Genomic DNA, 19710 nt, shown 5'->3' with positions numbered 1-19710 from the left:
ACTCGGGTTCACGGACGGATGGCCGGCTCGTCGAAAACGTGCCGGTGTCGTCCCAGGAACTCCGCGAACGTCGTCGGCCGGATACCGAAACGGCGATGGCTGTCGAGCTGGACCTCGGGTTCCGGGCAGTTCAATCGCTCGCGCGCCTGCTGGTAAGTGGCTTCGACGAAATCCGTCGGGATACCCGCGGTGATCATGTGCTCACGTCGTTCCTCGGGCGTGATCGCTACGTACTCGACGGGTTTGCCGATCGTGTCCGAAATCAGGGCGGCGACTTCGGACATGGTCAACGCCTCGGGCCCGGTCATATGAAATACAGAGCCTTCATGCCCCTCCGTGGTGAGTATGTGGAATGTGACCGCAGCGATATCCTCGATATCTACCGGTGCGAGCCGAATGTCACCGGCCGGGAGTGCCAGAATTCCGCGGTCGACGATCGACCGAGCTTCCCGGAGATAAACCTGCATGAACTGGCCCGGACGCAGATGCGTCCAGGCCACACCACTGGCCTCGAGATATCTCTCGATCTGCTGATGATTTCGTGTGTAGCGAAACTTTCCCTGATCGAATCCCTTACCCGACTCGAAACCCGAGAACTTGACGATGTGTTTCACGCCGGCCGCGACCGCCGCATCGATGAAGGTGCACTGAGCCTCGACAAGCGTGCTATCGGCCGTGGAGATCATCAGCGCCCGGTCGATGCCTTCGAGAGCCGGTCCCACAGTCTGCGGTCGCAGCAGATCCCCTTCGGCGACTTCGACGCCGGAGAGTTCGAGCAAAGCGCCGGCCCGAGCCTTGTCACGGACCAGAGCGCGCACCGGCACACCGTGTCGAGCGAACTGATGAACTACCGCCATGCCGTTGTTGCCGGTAGCTCCGGTAATAAGAATCATTCCATCCCTCGATCCATCAAGCCCCCGATAGACGGACTCGAACGGGATCTCGAAATGAGCAAATCACGGCGCTGATGTGACGTAAGTCACGATGCCCTCGCTCGCGAACTCGCCGGTCACCCCGGCTTTCCGGGCGGAGGCCCGGCGAGGGCCGAGCGCTTACGGAATTGCCCTGGCGGGCAACCGAATTCATTCTTGAAGGCGTGGGCGAAAGCGAATTCGGAGGCGTAGCCCGAACGCCGCGCGATGACGGGCATCGGCGAATCGGTGTCGCGTAGCTGCCGTGCCGCCAGCGTCATTCGCCACCAGGTGAGGTACTCGATGGGCGGGCGGCCGACAAGGCCGGTGAACCGGCGTGCGAAACCCGCTCGGGACAGCCCGCGCACGCGGCCAGTTCGGCTACCGTCCAGCCGTGCCCCGGTGCGCCGTGAATCGCCGACAGCGCCGCCGTGACAGCCGGATCGTGCAGCGCGGCCGACCATCCGGTCGCAGCGCCGGTCGCGGCCTGCCGGTCGAGCCATGCACGCAGGATATGCAGCAGCAATGCGTCCAGCAGTGCTCGCAGCATGGCGTCACTGCCCGGGCGGCGACCGGCCAGTTCACTGTCGAGGAGATCGACAACCGCGCCGGCCGGGGTGTGGCGCGTGGCCGGAGCGGGCAGGTGGACGACGTCGGGCAGACCGGTCAGCATCGGGTGGGACCGGCCGCGGTCGAGCCGATAGGCGCCACAGAGCAGCACGGTCTCCGGCCGCGACGCCGAGGACACCGACGGCTCGGTGTGCCCGGGGCTCACCTCGCGTAACGACGTCCGCGCGGGGCGCAGCGGCGTGCCCGGATCGTCCGCGAGGGCGTGGGTGCAGCCGTTCGGGAGAAAGACGATGTCGCCGGGCCGCAATGCGATCGGGCCTCCGGACGGTGGTAGCAGCCAGCACGTCCCCGCCAGGACCACGTGAAATCCCGCGGCCTCGACCGCGGGCAGCTGCCAGCCGAACGGCGGCCGGTGCGTCACGCGCGCCGAATGCGGTTCGCCGATCCGCATCGCCGTCACCACGTCCGAGAGAGGGTCCACAATTCCGAAACTATCACTCTCGATCTTCTCGAGACGAATTCGTATAGATAGTGGACTTTGGCGCATTGATCATCTCATTCAGACGTCTTTAGGTTCGAAAGGTCATATCTCGCCCAACGATCCAGGAGTCCCCATGGTCATCGCCGTCTACGGCGCGAACGGCTACCAAGCCAAGCTCGTCCTCAACGAGTTGGCGCGCCGCGCAATCGAAGTCCGGCTGATCGGCCGCGACCGGCAACGACTCGACGCCGCCGCCGCGGCCGCGGGCATGACGGACGCCGACCGCCGGGTGGCCGAAGTGGCCGACCATGCCGCCTTGACGGCCGCGTTCGCCGGTACCGACGCCGTCATCAACTGCGCGGGCCCGTTCACCCTGTCCGGAGCGGCCGTGGTGCGCGCCGCCATCGATGCCGGGACCGGCTACGTCGACACCGCCGGTGAGCAGCTGTATGTGCAGCGCGTGTTCGACACCTTCTCCCAGGAAGCCGAACGAGCCCGGGTCACGGTGGTCCCCGCGACCAACGACGGCTGCCTGCCCGGAGATCTGCTCGCCCACCTGATCGCCGAGCGGTCCGGCCCCCTGGCCGAAATCACCGTCACCCACCTCATCACCGGTGGCGGCGGCCCGTCGCGGGGGTCGCTGCGCTCCGCGCTCGCCACCCTCGACGCGATGACCCGCGGCGGGCTCACCTACGACGACGGCACTTGGCACACCGGTATACCCGCACGCCACGCCACGATCACTCTGCCTGACGGCGAAGCCGCCGCGGTAGCGGCCCTGCCGTTGTGCGAGGTGGTCACCATCCCCCGTCACATCCGAGTCGAGCACGTCGAAAGTCTCGTCGAGGCGGCGCTCAAGGACCGGCTCGCCATGCCCGTCACCGCCGAACTGATCGACAGCCTGCCGGAGGGGCCGACCGACCACGACCGAGCCGGGCAACGGTTCACCTACCTCTACGACGCCCTCGATCGCCACGGCAACCACATCCGCGGAATCGTCCGGGGCACAGACACCTACGGCACCACCGCCGTCATCGCCGCCGAAGCCGCCACCCGACTGGCCGCCCACGACACCGCACCCGGAGTGCTCACCGCCGCACAGGCTTTCGACCCGGCCGACTTCCTGCGCACCCTGTCCGACCACGACCTGCACTGGACGATCACCGAACCGGCGACAGCCGGTTGACCACGGGCCGACGGCATTGACACCCCCTCAGAGCTGTCACAGCGGTGTTGAGCGCCACCACGCCAGCAGTTCGTCCATACGGTGGTCGCTCCAGGTCGAATAGATCGAGCATTGGCTGCGGGGCAGATCGTCGAAGGTGAGCCAGATCGCGTCCCGCCCGTCGCGAGGCGCGCGCCAGACACTGACGGTCCCGGACCGGCGGGGCCACATCTCCACGAGTGGATAACTTTCGACCACGCCATTGCCTGGAGAGCCCCGGAAGCAGTCGATACCCACGAAGGGATTCCGATTGGCCCGCGGATCGCCCGCGCACTCGACCCTCGAGTCGGTGCTGGCATCCGCTTCGCACGTGAGGCGGTTGTATCCGGCCTGCCCCGCCTCGGGGATTCCTTGGCCGGCATGCGCCATGGGCTTGTCGGGGAGCAACCGCGGGAACATGTCGGCTACCCACTGCGTCGGGCCCCAGGGTGACACGGCGGCGGTCGATGTCGTCGCGGGCGCACCGGACCCGGCAAACCCGTCGGAAGGGCGGCCCACCGACGCGATTCCGATCCCGATCACCGCCACGACCACCACCACCGCGATCACCACGCCGGTGGCGAAGACAGCGGCGTTGTTCGGTGCGGGCCTGCGGCTTTCGGGCACTGCGGGCGGCGGTGTGGACGGGCCCGGCGGAGCGGGTTCCAGGTGTACGAGGATCTGGGCCGTGGTGAGCCTGGCGTCGGGTTGCCGCGCAAGGCATCCGGTGATGACGAAGCGCAGCGGCCCGGTGTCGGGGACGCCCGTGAGGTTCGGCGCCTGGGTGGTCATGCGGTGCAACAGCGTTGCACTGCTCGTGTCGCCGAAGGGCGCTCGTCCGGTCAGCGCGTAGCTCAGCACGCCGCCGAGAGCGAACACGTCCGATGCGCGGTCACCCTGTCCGCCGGCGAGTGGCTCCGGCGCCGCGAACGCCGACGGCTCGGCCTGCCGGGCGAGGCCGAAACCGACCACGCGAGGCCCGGTTTCGGTGATGAGCACCGACGCCGGAGTGAGCGCACCGTGCACCAGGCCGGCGTCGTGCAGCGCGGACAGGGCGTGCGCGACACCCCGGGCGATCTGCGCGGCCGCCGGTGGTGACAACGGCCCGCGTTCGGCGACAACCTCGTGCAAGGTGGGCCCGTCGACGTACTCGGTCGCTGTCCACGGACGCGGTGCGTCGGCATCATCGGCGAGCACCGCGGGTACGACAGCGCTGTGCACGGTGCGGGCCGCGGCGAACAGGCGAGCGAGTTCGGCGCGGTCGCTGGCGCGGTGGGCGTGCACGACGCGGACGACGGCCTCGGCGCCGTCGGTGGCTCGGCCCAGGTAGATGTCGCCGAGGGCGTCCGAACCGAACCGGCCCACGAGTGTGTACGGGCCGATGGCCGACGGGTCGGTGTCCCGCATCGGCAGCGTGTGCGGGCCGGAACGCACGGACGGCACGACGAGCGGCGTCCCGGACTCGGCTGCCTCCGTACTCGCCGAGACCGGTACCGCACCAGCGTTCCCCCGCACCGCCCACGGGGTGGCCGCGGCGGTGACCGGCGTAGGCGCAGCCGCTACGCCGGTCGGTGTTACGGGCCGTCCAGCGCTGGGCTCCTGCCAGCGCTGGACTCGAATGATGATGGCCGCCAGGCAGATTGCCGCGATTGCGAGACCTGCAGCCTGGGCCAGCTCCGCCGCGATCAGCCCCCAGCCGCCGACCGGGGCGACGCCGTACATGAGGTACTCATCGGTCGTTTTCGATCTCGGTTCGGGGGCGCTCAACCGCACGACCAAGAGCGTCAGCATCCAGCTGCCCAGGAAGGACAACCACCACAGGACGACCAGCACTCCGGCGGGACGCCCACGCAAGTCCGGCGCGTCCACCGGCGTGCGCGGATCGCTCGCGCGCACCACGTCCGCGAGCACCGTATACGGGAACCAGAGGTTGACCACCGGGCAGAACCAGCCACCGATCACCCAGCCCGCGTGCAGCCGATGCCGTGCGGCGCACCGCCTCTCGGCGCCGCGGCGCGCGTACCAGAACCACGCGACGACGGCGACCGCCGCACCGAGCAGCAAGAACGACGCGACGGTCCCGGCCCACGTATCGGACTGCCATTCCCTGCGCGTCCCTCGCGGGTGTGCCCAAGAGCGCTCGAAGTCCGCGAGCCGGACCCAGTCGATGACCGCGCTGACGAACAGGAAGGCGACCGTCCCCGCCATCAGAACGATCGCCGCGGCGCCCAGCACCGTCAAGCGACGACCGCCTCCGCCGGGCCGCGCGCTCTCGACCGGCCTTTCGATTGACATGCGCCGATCCCTCCCGAAACGCCGACGACAGCACCCGGCCCGTCCACCGCCTCGCGTCGTCCTGTCCGGGCCACATACTGACACGAGCGCGGGCGGGCTCGCCGACCGTGGGAATGATGCAGGCGGTCAGCGGTCTATTCCCTCCAGCCGACGGGTCCACCCCCAACGACTATCGCCAATGTATGGACTCCTCGATCACGAGATTAATGGATGCGTCCTCAACGGTCGCGCGCGAGGGAACCATCGCCAGCAACTGGCGGACCATCACACGCTCGATGGCGATATTCAGAGCCAACCAGATGGATCCGGGGTCATCGTGTGCAGCTGGCTAGTAACCCCGAGTCATCACTGAGCACTGCCGCCGGGGTTCCCGGTTCGCCTCGGGTTAGAGGATGGGACAGCCGAGCCCTCGTTTGCAACCGCCGACCCTCGCATTGAACGTTCGGAACTCGGCAGAAGCGGTACGTTGGGCCGCAGCCCGTCGTTCCTGTGTACATCCGGAATGCGGCATGACGGGGACATGTCATTTCGGAACCGATGGCTCAGGCATACAGGATAATCCTATGCCGTGAGCGCTGAGATCGTGAGCCTGGTCGTTGCTTTCGCGGGAATACTGGTCGGAATTCGGGGTCCAAATTGCCCGGAACTGCACGCGGAAATCGGTCAACGAGCACGGAACCGCTCAGTCGAGTCCAGCTATTCGATAACCCTGTTCGACTGACTCGCAGCTGTGAATTCGATTTTGCTGGAAAGGAATACAAGTGGTCGGTAGGTTTCTATCTGCGTGCGCCGAGGCGCGGTGGCGAACTGCCGTCGCCGTATTGACGGTGACGGTCCTAACCGGTCCGATGTATGCATCTGTCGCAGAAGCGGCTCCACTGCCCGATACAGGCAGCGGAAGTTCCGGGAGCGGAAATGAGCCCCCGACACCGCCGCCGGTGACCACCACGGTCGGGCCGGGGGGATTCACTGCCGTGGTTGGTGCTGTGGAAGTCACTGGCGACTCGGGTGTGGCGCCGGTCGGCACCGCCGTCACTGTGGCAATGGTTTCCACCCAGCTCAACGCGTCGCAGGCCGAACTCGCTGATGTGATCGCTACACCGGTCTCTATCCGGCTCGGCGATGGCAACATGCAGCCCGCTACACCGATTACCCTGCGGTACAACCTGTCCGGGCTGGCCGTGGATCGTCTTGGCGGCACGATGCACCGTTCGGTGCCGCAACTGCTTTCTCAGCACGAGGGCGACCAAACCGCGACATGGACCGATGCGACATGGGATCCGGGTACCAAAGTGCTCACCGCGCGCCTGGGACAACTCAGCACCATTTTTCCATTCGAGATCAACTGGGACCAAACCAGCACGTGGCTCGGACAGAAGTGGGGCGAGCTGACCGGCACCCGGTATCCTAAGCCCGGGTGTGCGTTCACCGACTACGTCGACGGCGCGACGAAATACTCACTGTCACGAGTCAATTCGCCTGGTGTCGGCGCAGTTCCCGGCACAGACGATGTGGTCTGGCCGTGTCTGGATCGTGGATCATCCGGTGCAGCCCGCCTGACACTGCATTCGAACACCAGCTTGGTATGGGACGCAACCACCGACCCACCTATCGACGGAGTGATCAACACCGACACGATTGGCACCGTCGATGATGTCTTCAACTGGATGGCAGGTGAAATCGGTGCCGGACTGGACGGAGACGCGACCCAAATCTTGACCGGCGGATCGGCGTCGTTCGAAGCGAGCCTCCCGCCGAGCTCCGCGACTTTGACGCCGAACGCTGGGCTGACCACCTTCCAAATTCTGGTCACCACTATGAAGCTCGTCACCGATCGCTTGACACGGGGACAGCCTCTCACCCAGATCAAACCGGCCGGCGAGTGCGTGCGCCAAGCCATGGATCTGGCCGGGAAGAACCCGAGCAATGTCGATGACGTGTTGTCCTCTGCGCAGATCGTGACGCAGTGCTTGGTGAGCTATGCCGAACAGACCGGCGCGCTCACCGAAAAAGGCAGCAATGTCTTGGCGCTCGCGCACAGCGTGACGGAGTTGTTCGCCAGATTTGACGGGCAGGCACGTGGACTGGTTGCCACGATCAGCGGCCCCGCGCGTCTGACCATCACCCGGAGTTCTACCGACGGATCCGGTGCGTTGGAACAGGTCCCGCTGACCGGTTTCGCAAACCCGAGCCAGCTCGCGATCGGCCCGAACGGTGACCTCTACCTCGGAAGCCAGACGCAGGGAGCCAAAGTCGTCAAGTACGCCCCCGGTTCGACGACTCCCATTGAACTGCCCTTCGCTCAGCTGTACTACGTCGTCGGAATCGCCACCGACACGGCAGGGGCGGTGTACGTAGCCGACACCCCAGGTGGGCCCGCCAGCGGACATCTCGTGCAAAAGCTGGGCCCGGGAGCAGCCTCGGCGGTCACAGTGCCGTACACGCAGGTGCAGCGCCTCGACGACGTGGCCGTGGACGGTCAATTCAATACGTACGTGCTGGGAAAGGATCCGACAGCACCCGAGAGTCACGCTCGCAATCGAGTAGAGAAGATCGAGGCAGGGACGAACACATCGACGGTTCTGCCGTTTCTGCAGCCGAACTATCCTGGACGCACCGAGGTAGCAGCCGGATCGGGCTGCCTCGCGGCGTCGCCAGACGGTGTCATCTACGCTGGCGGCAACTACGACGGAGAAACCGGCGGGATCGCTGACCACGGCATTCTGCGACTCGACAACGGAGCCACCGTTACAGTGATCCCGCTGTTCAGCAACGAAATCGCGCAGAAATGCACGACAGCAAGCAATGGAGATCTCTTCGCTATCGTGTCGCGCCACGGTCCAGGCGGCGACTTCATCGATACAGCGCTCATGCGGTTTTCCGCAGGCTCGACTACCGGTTCCGTGATCCCCACAAACGGATTGATACTTTCCGATGTCGCAGTTGCCAATTCCGGTGATATGTACCTGACCGGGAGGACCAGCCAGGACCCCTCAGCGGTGTATCGGATCGCTGCTGGGGCCTACTGACTGCAACATGGATCGCTGATCGGTCGAGGACGTACGGTAAGTCGTCGACCGGTCAACACCACGCTTCCGATACGGATGGCGGTTGCCAGGCACGTGAGGGTCGAAAACATCCCGGCTGCGCCCGAAGGCGATGCCGTACAACGCGCGGTCCTCCTGCCGCGATAACTCACTTCCGTCAACCCTGTAATGGTCTTGGCCACGAATATCCACCCCTACGGCTCGGTCAGGCCGCCTTACGAGTCGGTACCGACAGTCTGTCATCGGCAATACAGCGCGGTCAGGTTCGTGATCGGATGTGCTGCGGGACAGGCGATCAGAGCCCCCTGGCACGCTGGACGGCGCTCCAAGGCTGCTGACTACGAGCAGTCGTAGCGGAATGTGTACGGGTTGTAGGGGCATCGTCGGCAGTCGAAGAGGTAGAGCCCGCCGCCATCACCCAGCGAGAGTCCGTGCGGGTTCGTGACTTTCGCGAGTTCGTCCTGCGGGAGGTCACGCACTGCCCCGGTTGCGGGCCGGTCTTCGATCGGGAGCCATGCACGTTCGCTGCCGTCGAACTCCATGCTGTTGATGGTGAGCAGGTGTTCCATTCGATGGCCGCACCGCGGGCAATCGGGCCAGTCCGGTGACTGGGTCCAGGTCGGGTAGCCTCCGACCTTGACCCCGGTGGATACCGACAACTCGTACTCGTAGGACCAGCCGGTCTCCTCTTCGAGATGGTCGAAGCGGTGTTCCAGCGCGTCCCATACCTCGTCGGGGAGGTCGCGACTCGGGTAGTCGATGATCCGTTCGGGATGTAACACGCAGGGCTGAGGGAGATAGTGGTCGGGCGCTCCTGCCGGTCGGGGAGGTTCCGGATGTTCAGATCCGCATCGGGAACTGTTGCGCCAGTACAGTTGTGGTCGCGGGCACCACCAATTCACATGGTCGAACGGGCACCACAGCACTTGCAGCAGATCAGTCTCCGGCGGGAACGGCAATTCAGGAACGTCGGTTGCGAACAGTTGCAGGACCGGCACGAAGGGCAGGCCGTCCTTCGACGTCTGCCATCGGCCCGGCCGGAACATATCCCTCGAAACCGTATGCGGGTCGAAACAATACGGCCACGGCTCCCACACCGGCCAGAGCACCGGCCCGCCCAATGAACTATCACTGACGCCGGGGCGCCCGGCACGGGGATGCAACCGCACTGCCACGCGGCCATAGGGAACAACTTCGGGAAACAGCTCCTCGACATCGATCTGCCGTGGCGGGGTGGTACGCACCATGCGACGCACACTACGGCGGCCACGGGCCATGACGCAGAACTGATCGCGGAATGGGCACCCGGAGGCGATCCTCGACGAATCCACTGGACCGATGAAGCGCAGGTGCACCGAAGAGACAGTCGGGCACATGCCGCGCGAGATCGTCTGCTGCTCAACGGCTCCGGAAGCGGCAGCACTCGCACAGCGGCAGGTGAGTGTCTTTGCGCGTGCGTAGCGGCCTTGAAATCGGTGGTGCACGACCGCCGCTGGTGCTGATGATGGTCGAATGCCGAAAGTGTCTGAGGGTGGCGCTGTTTCGCGGGAGGGACGGGTCGAGGTCCGTGCCCAGGCTGGGGCGGTGCGGGGTTGTTGGGCCGGCACTGTCGCGGTGTTTCGGGGGATCCCCTATGCGGAACCACCGGTCGGCTCTCTGCGCTTCGGGGCGCCGGTCCCGGTGCGTGGCTGGGACGGTATCCGTGACGCGTCGCAGTTCGGTCCTTGCGTTCCTCAGCCTGGGCACACCGGCTCGGTGATGTCATCGCTGACCGGTCACACCGGCGACGGGTCCGAAGACTGTCTGACCCTCAACGTCTGGACCCCGGATCCCGGCCGCGCCGGGTTGCCGGTGATGGTGTGGATCCAAGGCGGCACCTACCTGGCGAACCACACTGCCAACCCGCATTACGACGCTGCCCTGCTCGCCGCGGCGGGTGTGGTGGCGGTCAGCATCAATTATCGCGTCGGCGCTGATGGCTTCGCGAGTATAGCGGGAGCTCCGGACAACCGCGGCATCCTCGACCAGATCACCCGCCTTGGGCTGGGTCCGTGACAACGTCGCCGCGTTCGGGGGCGACCCGGCCAATGTCACGGTCTTCGGTCAATCCGCCGGCGGTGCCTGCATCGCCGCACTGCTGGTCATGCCAGCAGCGAAAGGCCTGTTCCGGCGGGCGATCTGCCAGAGCATGCCCGGCACCTACTTCACCCCGCGCCTGGCCACCGCGATAACACAGGCCATGACCGAACCCCTCGGAGTCCCGGCCACCATCGAGGACCTCGTCCGGGTGACACCACGGGCCTTGATCGACGCGACGGCCGCGGTGATCGCGAGGATGCTGGAGTTCGTCGATGTCTGGGGTCCGGTGGCCCTGACACCTACACCGTTCTCGCCGGTCGTCGACGGCGAGATCCTGCCGTGCGCGCCCTGGCGCGGGCTCGCCGACAGCGCTGCCCGCGACGTCGAGTTGCTCGTCGGCCACACCCGTGACGAATTCCGGCTCTACACAAGCCAGCCCGGCCACCAACCGACCGCATCGCAGATCGCCACGGCGTTCGACCATCTCGCACCGCCCCACGGCCAACAGTGCTACCGCGCCGCCCACCCCGCAGCCGACCCCACTCAACTGTTTGAAATACTCACCAGCGATTGGTTGTTCCGGATGCCGAGCCTGCACCTGGCCGACGCCGCGCACGCCGGTGGTGGACGCGTGTGGATCTACGAACTGGCGTGGAGTTTCAACTCCCGCCAAGGCGCTTCCCACTGCTTGGACTTCCTGCTCGTCTTCGGCACCCTCAGCCCCACCGAAGCCGCCGCACGCCCATCCCCACGCGGCCCACGAACTACCCCGCGTCGGCCATCGGATGCGCACCGACTGGACAACCTTCGCAGCCGACGGCACACCGGGCTGGGCGCCCACGATCCACGCTCCCGCACCACCCGCGTCTACGACACCACGACCACCGATCAGCCGTACCCGCACCGGCCTTCACGCCGCATCTGGACCACACACCGCTTCGACACCCTCGACCTGCCGACCTGAAACCATCAACCATCACCAGCAGCACAGACCCGCCGCTGCGGCGGGTTCGGTCAGCGCGCGATGCGGCACAAGCGGATACAGCTCCTCACGATCGATCTCGCCGTACCTGGGCTCTGAGCACATCGATTTCGCATCCTGGCGAGGTGGGATCGAAGCCGTGACCGATCAGCCAGCGCACGCCGCGCAGACTTCGTAACGACCACCAAGCCCGTATCACTTCGAGGTCCACACCTGTGCCATAGCCCGACACCACATCAGTCAGGCGTTCCGGATGCCCGAGGGTCAATGTGGCGAGGTCGTACATGGCGTCCCCACGCGCCGCCTCGGACCAATCGAGCACCCCGGTGATCTCGTCTCCGTCGACGAATACATGCGTGAGCTGGAGGTCACCGTGGGTGAACACCGGTGGGTACGGCCGCAGCGCGACCTCAGCGATCCGGCGGTTGCGCGCGACAATGTCAGCAGGGAGGACGCTGTTCGTGACCAGCCACGCGCATTCGGCACCGAGTTCCGCGGCGAGCCGCTCCGGGGTGCGACCACGCCGCGGTGGCAACGGTGCGTCGTGCAGCATTCGCAGGGCTGCCCCCGCCGCGGCCCACGCCGTCGCGGATGCGGATGACGGCTCGCCGAGCCGACCGAGCGCGGTTCCAGGAAGTGCGGCGAGGGCAAGCACGGACGGCTTGCGCCACAGGATCTTTGCGGTCGGGATCGGTGCCGACAGCATCGCCTCGACCTCGGCATCGATGCGCGCCGGATCACCGTCGATCTTCAGAAACACCTCACCGACCCGCACGGTCGCGCGTTCGTGATGGGTGACAACGATTTCGACGTCTTCCACGTCGGCCAGTATCTACGTTCGGCGCCGGGCTCACCGCGGGCAGCTGATCAGTCCGAGTTCGCTACATGCCACAAATACCCTGTCATCGGCGCGCGCCGACGATTCGTGTCGTGCAGGCGAACCACCACATAATCGGCATTACCGCGCGTTCTCACGTGATCTTCGACAGGCCGTGGCATAACCGCGTGACCAACCAGATCCTGCCAGGACCTTGACGCAAGACATTGACTGTGAGCAAGTCCCTACGACTCGATCCCGCGGAGTTGGCGGCGCTCTCCAGACACGACCGCCTTACCGCGTTGCGCGACTCCATCGCCGCAGTCGGCGGCAAAGTCGGCGCCGCCACCGCCATGGCCACCGAGCCGCCGACCGCGCGAAAGCGACACCCGTCGCGCGGTATCGCCCGGGGCGCGGCGGCGCCCAGCGACCAGCAGGCCGACGTGGGCGAGACCGGTGTTCCGCTCGTCGACGGGATCGTGTTGCCGGGCGGGATCGGTGCCCTGCTGCCCGGCGGCGGGCTGGCTCACGGGAGCGTGGTGGGCTGCCGCGGCAGCGCCGGGATACTGATCGGGCTGCTCGCCGCCGCCACCGGCAGCGGAGCGTGGGCCGCGATCGTCGGCGGCCGGCGGCAGCGCATCGGACTGCTGGCGGTTGCTTCTCTGCACTACGCAAGCGGGCGCGTCGCCGAGCCCTCGGCTCCGTGGCTGGGAAGCCCATGGTCTACCGTCAGGTCCTCACTCGCGGATGCTCAGAGCGACGCGAGGTCCGCCGCGATGACCTGACTGTCCCCGCGGCGGGTCGCGCATGGCTTCAGAGCAGGCTCCGGCGTGGTATCGGTCACGGCAGCGTGTTGCAGTTGCTGGGTGCTGGGGCGCCGGCGAAGCGTTGGGTGATCCAGTCGTGGGCAGCGACCACTGCGGGCAGGTACTCGAGGAGGTGCCCGACGGCCAGACTCGGCAGCAGAGGCGGAAGCCAAGCCGTGGTGTCGAGTTGGACCGTGGCACCCTGCCGGCACCAGTCCACGGCCAGTTGGCGCACCTGCGGGTACGGGATGGTGTCGTCATTGGTGCCGCCGGCGATCAGGACGGGCGCTGTCGGTTCCAGTCCGCCGATGCGTTGTTCGTCGACGATCCTTTTCGCCTCCGGCGACTCGTCGAGGATTCGGTCGATCGGACGGCCGCCGTCGGTGTACCAGCTCAGGGGCCTGAACAGGGTGCGGAAGCCCGCTTCGGCGACGCAGGTAGTGGCGAGTTCGTTCAGCATGGTGCGCCCTGCCGGGCTGATGTTCCGATCGACCACCGGCCTGATCTCCGGATAGTCGGCGACCATGCCGTTGAGCACGTAACCGACCAAACCCGGTGCGGCGCCGCCGATTACGCCTGGCACGATGCCGTTGATCACCTCGCTTCCACCGAGCGTCGCACGCGGGTCGGCGGGTGGGGCGCCGGTGTAGGTGCCGACGATGTCGAGTTCGGGGGCGTAGTCACCCTGCAGTTCGGCAGCGGCCGCCGCGGCTCCCCCGCCCTGGGAGTACCCGAAGATCGCCGCCGGTCGGTCGATCCCGGTGAGTGACCGTGCCGCACGCACGGAATCGAGGACGGCGTGCGCTTCGGAGACCCGGTTGATGTAGTCGTGCACGGCGGGTGTGCCCATGCCGTAGTAGTCGGTCATCACCACGGCCATGCCACGGGCCACAAGCGCGTAAGCGGTGATGATTTCGTAGCTGGCCCACAGGTCGAGCGGGAAGTTGTAGTGCATCAGCTCCGCGAAACCCTTCGACGGCGCGCACTGATCGCCCTGCCCCTGGGTTCCGGGTGCGACCGCTACCAGCGGTCGCGGTCCGGGCCCGTTCCACGGCAGCGTCGGTTCCAGGTACATGCCGGTCACCGCGGCGGGCTGGTCGTGGGTATCGGCGCTGAGGTACATGATCCGAGTCGCTTCGGCGGGAACCGGACGACCGTCCTGGCCGGGCAGCGACAGTGCCAGGTCGAAGCGCTGACTGCGCAGGACGGCGCCCGGCGCGGCCGCGGGCAGCGGGCTGGGCGGAAGGTAGAAGTCCTGTGGCCGAGAGGAGCCGGACGCCGACCCCGTGTCGGGTGCGGCGACGGCCGGCGGCACGCTGGTCACCGCGGCAGCCGCGACCAGCACCGCTACCACGGCAACGGTCCCGCGCCGCGCGCCGCGTAGACGGCGACCCCACCGCAACCGTAGCCGCTCGATACCGGCTCGACGACGCTGCGACCTGGACTTCCCTATCATCCGACACCCCATTTGAATCGAATTCAATTTGAATGCGATTCAGAATCACAGACGATCACGACTGTGTCAACGGTCACATCGACCACTGAAAGCAATAACTTGAATGCAATTCAAGATCTTGACCGCGCGCTCGATGCACCTCTAGCATCGACTTACTGAATTCGATTCAAATCCTGGAGGGTGTGGTGGTCGGCAATCGGCGTGGCGACGCGTCTCGGGCCGCGCTGCTGAGAGCGGGGAAGTCCGCGTTCAGCAGTCAGCGCTACGAGGAGGTCTCGATCGTGGACCTGGCGCGTTCCCTGGGGGTGGCGGCAGGCTCGATCAGCTATCACTTCGGCGGGAAACGAGGCTTCTACCTCGCGGTTCTCGAACACGCCGCCGAGGAGTTCTGGGGCGATCTGCTGGCGTTGCGCGGGCCGGCACTGGATCGGTTGAACCGCGGAGTCGATCGGCTGCTGGATGAGGCCGAGCATCAGCCACGCGCGTTCGAGGCGCTGTTCGCCGATGTCGCCGACGCCGAGGTCCGCGAGATCCGGGACCGTCGCAAGGCGCAGCTGACCGAGGCACTGATGGTGGAGGTGACCGGGGCGGATTCCTCGCCGGTGCTGCGTGCCGGATTGAGCGGATTCGTGTCGTTCATCGAGGGGTTGGTGCTGCATTGGATGCGCACCCGCGAGATCAGTCGTGAGCAGGTCAAAGAGCTGGTTGTCGGCAACCTGTTCGGCACGGTCCTGGCCGCGCTGCGCTCCGACCCGAGTATCGAGCTGGCCCAGCGGGCGATCGATGCCACGCTGTCGGATCCGCAGATCGCGGCCTTCCTCGGCCCGCTGTCCGCCATGTCGAAGACCACGGAGTGATCACTGATGTCTGATGTTCTGCCCGCCGGTCCCGCACGGATCGCCGAGACACCGTTGGCGCGAGCGGTCGCGTGGGTCATCGGTCCGCGCGGGTTGCGCGGCCAGGCGGCGCTGCGCCGTGAGGTCGAGGGCAAGGTGGTCGTGATCACGGGGGCCTCGTTCGGCGTCGGTGCGGCGACCGCGCGCTGGTTCGCCGCCGCCGGTGCCCGGGTCGTGGTCGCGGCTCGGTCGATGGATCGGCTGCTCGAGGTGGCCGAGGAGATCGAGGCCGCGGGTGGGCAGGCCTATCCCTACCGTCTCGACCTCACCGACGAGCAGTCGGTGGCGGAGTTCGCGGCGTCGGTGCGTTACGACCTGGGTGAGGTCGACGTGTTGATCCACAACGCGGGCAAGTCGTTGCGCCGGTCGATCCATCTGTCCTACGACCGTCCCAAGGACCTCACCGCCACCACCGGCGCGAATTACCTCGGCCCGATGCGGCTCACGCTGGCGTTGCTGCCGGGGATGCGGGCACGCGGTCGCGGGCACATCGTCAATGTGTCGACCGTGGGGATCATGTTCCCCAGTGTGCCCAAATGGGGGTTCTACCTGTCGTCGAAACTGGCCTTCGACTGGTGGATGCGCGCGGTGGCCATGGAGGCCCGGGCCGACGGGGTCACCTTGACCACGTTCTACGGCGGTTTGCTGCACACCAGGATGAGCGCCCCGAGCCGGTGGATGCGCGTCTTGCCCGGTCAGACCCCGGATGATGCGGCGAAGATACTGGCCAAGGCGGTGGTGCGAAAGCCGCGCACAATGACCCCGGCCTATGGGTTCCCGTCGGCGATCAGCGCCACGGTGTTCCGGTGGCCGCTGGAGCGGCTCGTCGAGTGGATTTTCCGCCACCTCGGTGACACCGAGGCCTCGCTGTCACGGTTGCGCCCGCCCGCTGCGGCGGCCTCGGCCGGGGCCGGTGCACCGCCGGCGTCGGTCACCACCTCGGTAAACAACGGGCAGGTGCGCACGGATGTCGGCTGACCTGAGTCACAGTGTGCGTCAGTGGGGTTCGGCGATCCCGGCGGTCCTGTCGTCGGGCATGCTTGCCCCGGTCGGCCCACGCAAGGCCGCCGCGTTGGCGCGTAGCTTCCACCGGTACGGTCCAACACCGGCGACGCTGTTGGCCGCCACCGCGATTCGCCATCCGGACAAGGTCGCGATCATCGACGACTCCGGCGAGCTGACCTACCGGCACTTGCAACAACGAGCCGAAGCCATCGCCGCAGCCCTGTATGCCGCGTGCGCGACGCCGCCGCGATCGGTGGGCATCATCTGCCGCAACCATCGCGGGTTCGCCGAGGCGATGGCCGCGGGGGCACAGCTGGGCGCGGAGCTGATCTTCATCAACACCGAACTGCCCGCCGCGCAGTTGCAGGCGATCCTGGCCCGGCACAACCCGGATGTGCTGATCTACGACGACGAATACGCCGTGACCGTCGAGGAGGCGAACTTCACGGGGCTGCGGGTGCTGGCGTGGTGTGATCGGCCTGCCGAGCTCACCGGCCTGCCGACGTTGGATGATCTGGCCGCACGCAGCCATCCCGCACCGCCACGGGTGCGCCACCCGGTCAAACTGACTTTGCTGACCTCGGGCACCACCGGCCTGGCCAAAGGTGTCCCGCGCGCGGTCAAGCCGCGCGCGATCGTGCTGCTGACGCTCACGGCGATGGCGATCCTGCGCCTGCGGTCCACCGACCGGGTGTTGGTCGCGCCGCCGATGTTCCACGGCTTCGGGCTGTTGTCGCTGCTGGGTCCGCTGGCCTTGGGCGGCACAGCGGTGTGCCGTCGCCGCTTCGACGCCGCCACCGCGCTCGACGACATCGCCCGCCACCAGGTCACCGTGGTGATGGCGGTACCGGTCATGCTGCAACGACTGCTCGCCGCGCCCGGACTGACCGACCACCGCACGGCACGTTCGGCGCTGCGGGTCATCGTGACCGGAGCGGCACCGATCTCACCGGCCACGATCTCGAAGCTGATCGAGGCATTCGGCCCGATCCTGGTCAACGGGTACGGCTCGACCGAAGCCGGTCTGGTCACGATCGCGACTCCCGCCGATCTCGTCGCCGCCCCCGACACGGCCGGCCGGACCTCACTGGGCGTATCGGTGCGAATCCTGCGCACCGACCGCACCGAGGCCGCGCCGGGCGAGACCGGGGAGATCTTCGTGCGTAGCGGTCTGGAATACACCGGCTACACCCCCGACCCCGCGGGGAAGATGTCCGCCAAGGAGGTCATCGACGGACATGTCTCCACCGGCGACATGGGGCATTTCGACGTTGAGCGCAGGTTGTTCATCGACGGCCGCGCCGACGACATGATCGTCTCCGGTGGGGAGAATATCTTCCCCGGCGAGGTCGAAGACCGCCTCGCGGCCCACCCCGATATCACCGACGCGGTCGTGATCGGTGTCCCCGATACCGAGTTCGGGCAAGTCCTCAACGCGTTCGTCGTGCTGGCACCGGGTGCTCTCGCGCCAAGCCAGGACGCGCTCAAACAGCATGTGCGCGAAGGTCTCGAGCGCTACAAGGTGCCCAAACGGTTCGTCGTCCTCGACGAGATTCCACGCAACGCCAGCGGCAAGGTCCTGCGGGCGAAACTGCACGCGATGGCCGGTTCCTGAACACCGGCGACGTTCGAAAGGCGAAAACTGATGGCAAGCAAGCCGATTCGCGTGCCGAAGATCATCATCATCGGCGCCGGCGTGGCTGGGATCTCGGCCGCGGCGACCTTCAAGAAGGCAGGGTTCGACGATGTCGTGATCCTGGAGAAGGGTGCCGATGTCGGCGGGGTGTGGTTCTGGAACCGCTACCCGGGGTTGACCTGTGATGTGCCCTCGCAGCTCTACCAGTTCGGGTTCGCCCCCAAACCGGATTGGAGCCGGGTGTGGGCGACCGGCCCGGAGATTCAGCGTTACCACGCCGAGGTCGTGGACCGCTTCGGGTTGCGCGAGCACCTGCGCCTGAACAGCGAGGTCACCGACGCGGTCTTCGACGGTCGACGCTGGACTGTCACCGTGGCCGACGGTACGGAGTTGCGGGCCGACTTCGTGATCGCCGCGACCGGGGTCCTGCATCACCCGTACACTCCGGACCTGCCGGGGCTCGACGGTTTCGAAGGCTCTGTCGTGCACACCGCCCGCTGGGACGAGGCGATCGTCACCGAGGGCAGGCGGATCGCGGTGATCGGCTCGGGTTCGACCGGCGTGCAGGTGGTTTCGGCCCTACAGCCGGGCGCGGCGACGCTGCTCCAGTTCACTCGCACTCCGCAATGGGTGCTGTGGGCGCCGATGGGCTTGGCCCAATCCCGGCTGGTGACACAGCTGCTCGCGGCATCACCCGCGTTGCATGATCGGGTGTACTCGGCGTCGTTGTGGGCGTCGGGAATCCTCGCCGACGTGGTGTTGCGCCCGACCTGGCGGCGGCGCGCCCTGCAAGGGCTCGCTCGGTTGTCGCTGCGTGCCCAGGTTCGCGACAAGGACCTGCGGGCGGCGCTGACGCCGGACTATGAGCCACTGTGCAAACGGCAGGTGATCTCCGGTACCTACTACCGGGCCATCCAGGCCGACAACGCCGAGCTGGTCACCGAGAAGATCACCGAGATCACCCCGACCGGCATCCGCACCGCCGACGGGCGCGAACGTGCCGTCGATGTCATCGTCTTCGCCACGGGTTTCCACCCGCACAACTACATGCGGCCGATGAACCTGCGCGGCCGCGACGGCGTCACCATCGACCAGGCCTGGGCGAAAGGCCCACGCGCCTACCGGATGACAGCGGTCCCCGGGTTCCCGAACCTGTTCACCGTGCTCGGACCGAACTCGCCGACCGGATCGATCTCGCTGCAGTACTCCGCTGAGCTGACCGCCCGATACATCACCCGCTGGCTGCACCGGTTCGCCACCGGCGAACTCGACACCGTCGAAGTCACCGAGGCGGCGACGGCCCGGTTCAACGACGCCGTCGCCGAGGCGATGGGCCCGACGGTATGGAACACCGGCTGCAACTCCTGGTACTTCACCGACCGCAACACCATCGACCTGTGGCCGTTCGACCGCAAGACGATGACCGGCATGCTCACCGAACCCGACGACCGCGACTTCCTGATCACCTCGACCGCGGACAACACCGCGGCGGCGGCAACGATCACCCTCTGAAACTCGAGAAGCA

16 protein-coding genes are annotated in these 19710 nt (G+C 66.8%); 9 read left to right on the top strand and 7 right to left on the bottom strand.

From position 1 onward, the window contains the following. Positions 1-8: 8 nt before the first annotated feature. From ON41_RS37720 to ON41_RS37715, 3 genes are all read right to left on the bottom strand, one after another. Positions 9-893, bottom strand: coding sequence for an SDR family oxidoreductase (locus ON41_RS37720; protein ID WP_040754179.1), 885 nt, complete (start codon positions 891-893; stop codon positions 9-11). Between the two features lie 116 nt (positions 894-1009). After that, entirely contained in the window at positions 1010-1279 is a 270-nt protein-coding gene (locus ON41_RS43315) for a helix-turn-helix transcriptional regulator (RefSeq protein ID WP_246829681.1), read from the bottom strand. Then, on the bottom strand, positions 1189-1962 hold the full coding sequence (locus tag ON41_RS37715; RefSeq protein ID WP_246829680.1) for a cupin domain-containing protein: 774 nt from the start codon (positions 1960-1962) through the stop codon (positions 1189-1191). Before ON41_RS37715 ends, ON41_RS43315 begins: the two co-directional genes overlap by 91 nt. A 133-nt stretch (positions 1963-2095) precedes the next feature. On the opposite strand from ON41_RS37715, the gene ON41_RS37710 reads away from it, so the two are divergent. Then, a complete protein-coding gene (locus ON41_RS37710; RefSeq protein WP_040754178.1) occupies positions 2096-3148 on the top strand; it encodes a saccharopine dehydrogenase family protein in 1053 nt (350 codons plus the stop codon). 36 nt (positions 3149-3184) lie between these two features. Here ON41_RS37710 and ON41_RS39570 read toward each other — a convergent pair whose 3' ends face one another. After that, positions 3185-5461 (bottom strand): DUF4328 domain-containing protein, encoded by a 2277-nt coding sequence (locus ON41_RS39570; protein WP_083905922.1) that lies wholly within the window; start codon positions 5459-5461, stop codon positions 3185-3187. 938 nt (positions 5462-6399) lie between these two features. Here ON41_RS39570 and ON41_RS37700 point away from each other — a divergent pair. Then, positions 6400-8490: an NHL repeat-containing protein gene (locus ON41_RS37700; protein WP_157185800.1), complete on the top strand. Its 2091-nt coding sequence runs from the start codon at positions 6400-6402 to the stop codon at positions 8488-8490. Between the two features lie 356 nt (positions 8491-8846). Here the strand turns inward: ON41_RS37700 and ON41_RS37695 are convergent, their stop codons facing one another. Beyond that, positions 8847-9755, bottom strand: coding sequence for a hypothetical protein (locus tag ON41_RS37695; RefSeq protein WP_051163438.1), 909 nt, complete (start codon positions 9753-9755; stop codon positions 8847-8849). A 265-nt stretch (positions 9756-10020) separates the two neighbouring features. Between ON41_RS37695 and ON41_RS43575 the strand changes: the two genes are divergently transcribed. Then, complete coding sequence (locus ON41_RS43575) at positions 10021-10563, top strand: carboxylesterase family protein (protein WP_218003616.1); 543 nt, start codon at positions 10021-10023, stop codon at positions 10561-10563. Then, positions 10547-11551 carry a carboxylesterase family protein gene (locus ON41_RS37690; protein ID WP_218003615.1) on the top strand — a complete coding sequence of 335 codons (1005 nt, stop codon included), beginning with the start codon at positions 10547-10549 and terminating at the stop codon, positions 11549-11551. The genes ON41_RS43575 and ON41_RS37690 overlap by 17 nt, the downstream gene beginning before the upstream one ends. Positions 11552-11636: 85 nt before the next feature. Here the strand turns inward: ON41_RS37690 and ON41_RS37685 are convergent, their stop codons facing one another. Beyond that, entirely contained in the window at positions 11637-12389 is a 753-nt protein-coding gene (locus ON41_RS37685) for a phosphotransferase family protein (RefSeq protein ID WP_040754174.1), read from the bottom strand. A gap of 230 nt (positions 12390-12619) precedes the next feature. Here ON41_RS37685 and ON41_RS39565 point away from each other — a divergent pair, with 230 nt between their 5' ends. Continuing rightward, entirely contained in the window at positions 12620-13171 is a 552-nt protein-coding gene (locus tag ON41_RS39565) for an ImuA'/RecA-like NTPase (RefSeq protein WP_157185799.1), read from the top strand. A gap of 55 nt (positions 13172-13226) precedes the next feature. Here the strand turns inward: ON41_RS39565 and ON41_RS37675 are convergent, their stop codons facing one another. After that, positions 13227-14648 (bottom strand): lipase family protein, encoded by a 1422-nt coding sequence (locus tag ON41_RS37675; RefSeq protein WP_083905921.1) that lies wholly within the window; start codon positions 14646-14648, stop codon positions 13227-13229. Between the two features lie 182 nt (positions 14649-14830). On the opposite strand from ON41_RS37675, the gene ON41_RS37670 reads away from it, so the two are divergent. Genes ON41_RS37670 through ON41_RS37655 form a run of 4 tightly spaced genes read left to right on the top strand, consistent with a single transcriptional unit; the run spans position 14831 to position 19697 of the window. Continuing rightward, positions 14831-15505 carry a TetR/AcrR family transcriptional regulator gene (locus tag ON41_RS37670; protein WP_085995924.1) on the top strand — a complete coding sequence of 225 codons (675 nt, stop codon included), beginning with the start codon at positions 14831-14833 and terminating at the stop codon, positions 15503-15505. A 6-nt stretch (positions 15506-15511) separates the two neighbouring features. Continuing rightward, on the top strand, positions 15512-16522 hold the full coding sequence (locus ON41_RS37665; RefSeq protein ID WP_083905920.1) for an SDR family NAD(P)-dependent oxidoreductase: 1011 nt from the start codon (positions 15512-15514) through the stop codon (positions 16520-16522). Beyond that, positions 16512-18164 carry an AMP-binding protein gene (locus tag ON41_RS37660; protein WP_040754170.1) on the top strand — a complete coding sequence of 551 codons (1653 nt, stop codon included), beginning with the start codon at positions 16512-16514 and terminating at the stop codon, positions 18162-18164. Before ON41_RS37665 ends, ON41_RS37660 begins: the two co-directional genes overlap by 11 nt. A gap of 30 nt (positions 18165-18194) precedes the next feature. Further along, positions 18195-19697: a flavin-containing monooxygenase gene (locus ON41_RS37655; protein ID WP_040754167.1), complete on the top strand. Its 1503-nt coding sequence runs from the start codon at positions 18195-18197 to the stop codon at positions 19695-19697. Positions 19698-19710 lie beyond the last annotated feature (13 nt).

This window comes from Nocardia transvalensis NBRC 15921 (assembly GCF_000308875.1).
GTDB lineage: Bacteria > Actinomycetota > Actinomycetes > Mycobacteriales > Mycobacteriaceae > Nocardia > Nocardia transvalensis.
This window is presented reverse-complemented; position numbering and strand designations above follow the sequence as displayed.

Excerpts from the sequence above, each read along its gene's own strand:
- ON41_RS37720 (WP_040754179.1), bottom strand. The coding sequence starts at position 893 with ATGATTCTTATTACCGGAGCTACCGGCAACAACGGCATGGCGGTAGTT.
- ON41_RS37710 (WP_040754178.1), top strand. The coding sequence starts at position 2,096 with ATGGTCATCGCCGTCTACGGCGCGAACGGCTACCAAGCCAAGCTCGTC.
- ON41_RS39570 (WP_083905922.1), bottom strand. The coding sequence starts at position 5,461 with ATGTCAATCGAAAGGCCGGTCGAGAGCGCGCGGCCCGGCGGAGGCGGT.
- ON41_RS37695 (WP_051163438.1), bottom strand. The coding sequence starts at position 9,755 with ATGGTGCGTACCACCCCGCCACGGCAGATCGATGTCGAGGAGCTGTTT.
- ON41_RS43575 (WP_218003616.1), top strand. The coding sequence starts at position 10,021 with ATGCCGAAAGTGTCTGAGGGTGGCGCTGTTTCGCGGGAGGGACGGGTC.
- ON41_RS37675 (WP_083905921.1), bottom strand. The coding sequence starts at position 14,648 with ATGATAGGGAAGTCCAGGTCGCAGCGTCGTCGAGCCGGTATCGAGCGG.
- ON41_RS37665 (WP_083905920.1), top strand. The coding sequence starts at position 15,512 with ATGTCTGATGTTCTGCCCGCCGGTCCCGCACGGATCGCCGAGACACCG.
- ON41_RS37660 (WP_040754170.1), top strand. The coding sequence starts at position 16,512 with ATGTCGGCTGACCTGAGTCACAGTGTGCGTCAGTGGGGTTCGGCGATC.
- ON41_RS37655 (WP_040754167.1), top strand. The coding sequence starts at position 18,195 with ATGGCAAGCAAGCCGATTCGCGTGCCGAAGATCATCATCATCGGCGCC.